The 4,733-nt window shown below is 76.3% G+C and carries 3 protein-coding genes and 1 pseudogene; all 4 read right to left on the bottom strand.

The genetic code is table 11. From position 1 onward, the window contains the following. Positions 1–207 (bottom strand): annotated as a pseudogene (locus AA75_RS23830) (hypothetical protein); the annotation flags it as partial. Continuing rightward, a complete protein-coding gene (locus tag AA75_RS23825) occupies positions 204–1,547 on the bottom strand; it encodes a nucleotide sugar dehydrogenase (RefSeq protein ID WP_082526775.1) in 1,344 nt (447 codons plus the stop codon). The pseudogene AA75_RS23830 and the gene AA75_RS23825, both read right to left, overlap by 4 nt. A gap of 701 nt (positions 1,548–2,248) precedes the next feature. Next, a complete protein-coding gene (locus AA75_RS53530) occupies positions 2,249–2,377 on the bottom strand; it encodes a hypothetical protein (protein WP_255369521.1) in 129 nt (42 codons plus the stop codon). Positions 2,378–2,433: 56 nt separating this feature from the next. Then, the gene (locus AA75_RS23820; RefSeq protein ID WP_051813173.1) at positions 2,434–4,461 is read right to left on the bottom strand and encodes a tetratricopeptide repeat protein; all 2,028 of its coding nucleotides are present in this window, start codon (positions 4,459–4,461) and stop codon (positions 2,434–2,436) included. Positions 4,462–4,733: the final 272 nt, after the last annotated feature.

The following is a 4,733-nucleotide window of genomic DNA, read 5'->3' as shown; positions in this document are numbered from 1 at the left end:
GGCGGGGGCGGGGGCCTGCGGGTGGTCGGGGCGGTCGGCGAGCAGGACCCCGGCGGGGGCGGCGCGGTGCTCGGCGGCGCGGTGTTCGGCGGCCGGGGCCCCCGTGGGGTGCTGCTGGAACGGGGGCCGGTCGAAGGGGTGCTCGTCGAAGGGGTGCGACGGCGGCTGGTCGTGTCCGTCCTGCCAGGAGGACGGCGGCCGGGTCACAGGACCGCCTTCGTGGGGAGGCCGGTGAGGCGGTAGGTGGCGTCCAGCACGTTCTGCTGCCCGGTCAGCCAGGTCAGGTCGGCGCCGGGGTGGACGGTGTGGACGACGACCAGGTCCCAGTCGTGGGCGGCCGGCTCGGCGACGCTCTGCTGGACCTTGCCGTGCAGGTGGGCCTCGGGGACCAGCGGGTCGGTGTAGGAGACCTGCGCGCCGAGGTCGGCGAGCTCCTCCAGGATCTCCAGGGCCGGGGACTCGCGGACGTCGGCGACGCCGGGCTTGTACGCGATGCCGCACAGCAGCACCCGGGCGCCGGCCAGCGGGCGGCCGCGTTCGGCGAGCAGTTCGCGCACCCGGTGGACGACCTGGCGCGGGCGGCCGGCGATGGCGGTCATCGCGGTGTCGACCAGCGGCGAGGATATGCGCAGCTTGCGCAGCTGCCAGAGCAGGTAGTGCGGGTCGCAGGGGATGCAGTGGCCGCCGACGCCCGGGCCGGGGTAGAAGGGCATGAAGCCGTACGGCTTGCTGGCCGCGGCCTCGATGATCTCCAGGGGGTCCAGGCCCAGGCCGCGGCAGTTGTCGGCGAACTCGTTGGCGAGCGCGATGTTGACGGCGCGGAAGGTGTTCTCGAAGAGCTTGGTCATCTCGGCGGCCTCGGCCGAGCCGACCCGGTGCACCGAGGGGGCGGTGCGGGCGAGCACCTCGGCGGCCAGTTCGGTGCAGCGCTCGGTGACGCCGCCGGCCACCCGGGGGGTGCTGTCCTGGGCGTGGTGGGCGTTGCCGGGGTCGATCCGCTCCGGGGAGAACGCCACGTGGATGTCCTGGCCGGCCCGCAGGCCGCGCGCGGCGAGCGGCTCGACCAGCAGTTCGCGGGTGGTGCCGACGTACGTGGTGGAGGTCAGCATCAGCAGCTGGCCGGGGACCGCGTGGGCCACCACGGCGGCGCAGGCGCCGGCGAGCGCGCGCAGGTCGGGCACCAGGTGCGGGTCGACCGGGGTCGGTACGCAGACCATCACGGTGTCGGCGGCGGCGATGGCGGCCGGGTCGGCGGTGAGCTCCAGGCCGGTGCCGTCGAGGGTCTCGGCGAGGCGGGTCCGGTCGGTGGGGAGCAGGTCGACGTCCTGGCGGCGGATCGCGTCCAGCCGGTCGGTGCTGACGTCGAGGCCGATCACGCGGCAGCCGGAGGCGACCAGCGCCAGCGCGGTGGGCAGGCCGACGTAGCCGAGGCCGACGACGGCGACCGTCGGTGCCTGCGGGCCGGCCGCGGCCGATCCGAGCGGGGCGTGGCCGGGCGCCGCGGCAGCGGTGTCCGGCCCCGGGGACAGGGACGACAAGGCGGTCATCGATGCTCCGTACGCGACCCGGACCGCGGCCTGCTGGGGCGTGGACGGTCCGGCGTGGTGGACGAGCGCGGCCGGGCCGGCTGGTGGCCGCGTCCCCTGCGCGTTCGTGATGTCTGCTGCGTCCGCACGGGAGCGGGTGTGGGCCACCCCCTGCGGCAACCGGAGAAATATGTGGCGCGGAAGCGGGCCGACGCAAATTGCGCCAGGCCCTGTGAATGGCCGATTTACCGGCCTGGCTGACCATCATTTCCGGCCTGCGGATGGACATTTACCGATGAGTAGCAGGTCGTACAAGAGTTCCCCCAGGGGGAAACCGTGACCGCAACGTGATCATCCGCCTGCCGGCGGGCCTTCCGCCCCTGACGCGACGTCTACGAATGACCCTTGCGGCACCGGATCCCCGGGCGCCGGTGTCCGATCTGCACCGATACCGGCCCGGCGGGCGCCCCGCCGGACCCCAGCAGGGTTGCCCCGGGAGGTTTTTGACATCTTGCACCGCAAGTGCAAGTGTGGCGATTGCACCACGAGTGCAACAGTCCGGACCTGCACCGCCGCGGAATTCCGCGCGCCTGCGGCCCCCCGGACGGCACTTCAGGAAGTGGCCGCGCCCCGGCCATTTACCGGACACCCGGGCGACGGGCCGCGCCCGATGGGCGGACCCGGCGCAGCCGAATCCGCCGGGCGGCGAAGTTAGCGTACCCTTACCTGACGCCGGGCCGGGGGTCGGGTTCCTGCGCCAGTAGCTGGACCACCCGCACGAACAGCTCCGGGTCCTTCACCACGATGTCGTCCAGCAGGGCCGGTCCCGGCCCGCCGTCACCGAGCAGCACCGCCGACAGCAGGTGCGCCCGGATCTCCCCGGCTCCGCGCAGCCCCGGATCGATCGTCAGGTCCCGCCCGTGTGCCGCGCGCCCGGCCGCGGCCCGGGGTGCGACCCGCTCCGGGCGAGTTCCCGCCGGATCCCCAGCGCCTCCTTGGCCGGTTCCGCGGCCTGCGCCCGCCGGCCGGTGAGGAGGCGGCACACCGCGGTCAGGTAGAGGCAGGCGGCCAGCCGGGCTGAGGTGGCGGGCTGCCGCGGGGCCCGCCGGCCCGCGTCCACCGCCTCCTCCAGGACCGGCAGCGCCTGCGGGTGACGGCCCGCCGCGACCAGTTCGGCGCCGAGGTGGTGCAGGATCCGGGCGAGGTCCCGCAGGTGCTCCTGCCCCTGGCGGGCGGCGTACGGCCGGACCAGCTCGGCGGCCTCCCCGTACGCCCGGATCGCCGCATCCGCCTTCCCGGCCACCGCCAGCTCCGCCGCGAGCCCTTCCAGGCTGCGCCCGACCTCGAGCCGGTAGGCCTCGGGGTGCACCGCGGCCAGCTGCGAGTACAGGCCGAAGGCCTCGTCGGCGGCGGTCAGCGCGGGCCCGCGGCGGCCGAGCGCGGACTGCACCGTACCGAGCGACTGCAGCGACCGGGCCAGCCCCGCCAGGGCGGCGTCCGAACCGGCCGCGGCCTCCTCCCGGCCCAGCGCGACCGCCTCCTCCAGGGCCGTCAGCGCCTCCTCGTGGCGCCCGAGGTCGTGGTGGACCGCGCCGAGGCCGTTCAGCGCGGCGGCCAGGTCCGGCCGGAACGCGGCCGGGTTGGTGCGCACCAGCCGCCGCAGGATCGCCACCGACTCCTCGGCGCCGGAGCGGACCAGCGCCAGCAGTTCCCCGCGGTCCGCCGGCGCGAGGGCGTCGATCAGCGCCCTGGCGGCCGTGTTGAAGTTCTGCAGCGCCAGGGCGAGGTCGGGCAGGTGGCGGGCCGGGCGCTGCTGAGCGAGGCGGCGGCGGATCTCCACCGACCCGTAGGCCGGTGTCAGTGCCTCGCGGTGGCGGCCGAGTTCCATGAGCTCGGCCGCCAGGCCGTTCAGCGCCCGGGCGTGGGCCGGCAGCCAGGTGTCCGGGTCCTCCTCGGCGAGCTGCCGGAGGATCTCGGCGGCCTCCCGGGCCGGGGCGAGCGCCTCCTCCGGGCGCCCCAGCAGGGCGAGGTGCGAGCCGAGGTTGCCGAGGGCCGTGGCCAGCTGCGCCCGCCGGCGGGCGGTCGGCCCACCGGCGGCGGGCCGCCGGTACAGCTCGACCGCCTCGGCGGTGGCCGCCAGCGCCTCCTGGCGCCGGCCCAGGGCGGCCAGCCCGACGCCGAGTTCCACCAGCGCCACCGCCAGCGGGGCCGGGTCGGCGGGGGTACGGCCGGCGGGTCCGCGGTGGATCCGCACCGCCTCCTGCACTGCCGCGAGGGCCTGCTCCCGGCGGCCCGCGTTGGACAGCCGCAGGCCCAGGGTGAGCAGGAGCTCCGCCCGCCGGGCCGGATCGGCGGTGGCGGCCAGCCGCCGCTCGGTGACGCGTTCGGCGACGGCGGCGATGCCGACGTCCAGGTCGACCTGCCGCTCGAGGCCCGCCCAGTACTCGGGCAGCACGTGCAGGACCTCCAGCAGCGACGGCGGAAGTCCGTCCAGCCCCGCGAGGGCGGCCAGCGCCGCGCTGCCGCCGTCGAAGGCGATCCTCGGGTCCCGGCCGATCAGCGGGTGCAGGACCTGCTCGCCGAGGTGCGGCCAGCGGTCGGCGGCCGCGGCCAGCATCGTGACCAGCCGGGGCGCGAGGACGGGCCGCAGGCCGTCGTCGCCCATCAGGAGGCCCGGCACGGCGGTGGTCCACGGGTCGGGCTCGTAGGACGCGACCTGGTGGCCCGGGGTGAGCAGGCCGAGGAAGTCCTCGGCGAGCCGGTCGGGGTAGAGCGGTTCCAGGACCTGGCCGCGGTCGGTGGACGGGTAGCAGAACCGGTGGTCCAGCAGCAGGTCCTCCGGGTGGCCGGGCAGGTCCAGCCTGCGCAGCACCGCGGCGCCGGTGCCGTGGCCGACGGCCCCGGTCAGCGCCGCCACGAAGACGGTCTTCGCCATCACGCTCGGCCGGGTGCGGTAGTCCTGGCCCTCGCGCTGGGCGTCGGCCAGCTGCTGCCAGGCCAGGTACTCCCGGTCCAGCAGGTACGCCGACAGCTCGTGCGGCGCGGCGGCCCCGGGCGGCCGCGTCGACCGCCGCCAGCGCGGCCATGTGGACGGTCAGCACCAGGCCGAAGTCCGGCTGGTCCAGCGGGCCGGGCGGGCCGATCCGGGCGGCGTCGGGCAGGTCGTACAGGTCCGGGCCGGCGAACCGGTCCCGGGCCGCCTCGAAC

Origin of the sequence: Kitasatospora sp. MBT63 (genome assembly GCF_000710465.2) — a bacterium.
GTDB lineage: Bacteria > Actinomycetota > Actinomycetes > Streptomycetales > Streptomycetaceae > Kitasatospora.
Note: the sequence above shows the minus strand (reverse complement) of the source record. Positions and strands in the feature narration are given on the sequence as shown.

Bases quoted from the DNA above. Each gene is read 5' to 3' on its own strand.
- AA75_RS23825 (WP_082526775.1), bottom strand. From the start codon at position 1,547: ATGACCGCCTTGTCGTCCCTGTCCCCGGGGCCGGACACCGCTGCCGCG.
- AA75_RS23820 (WP_051813173.1), bottom strand. From the start codon at position 4,461: ATGGCGAAGACCGTCTTCGTGGCGGCGCTGACCGGGGCCGTCGGCCAC.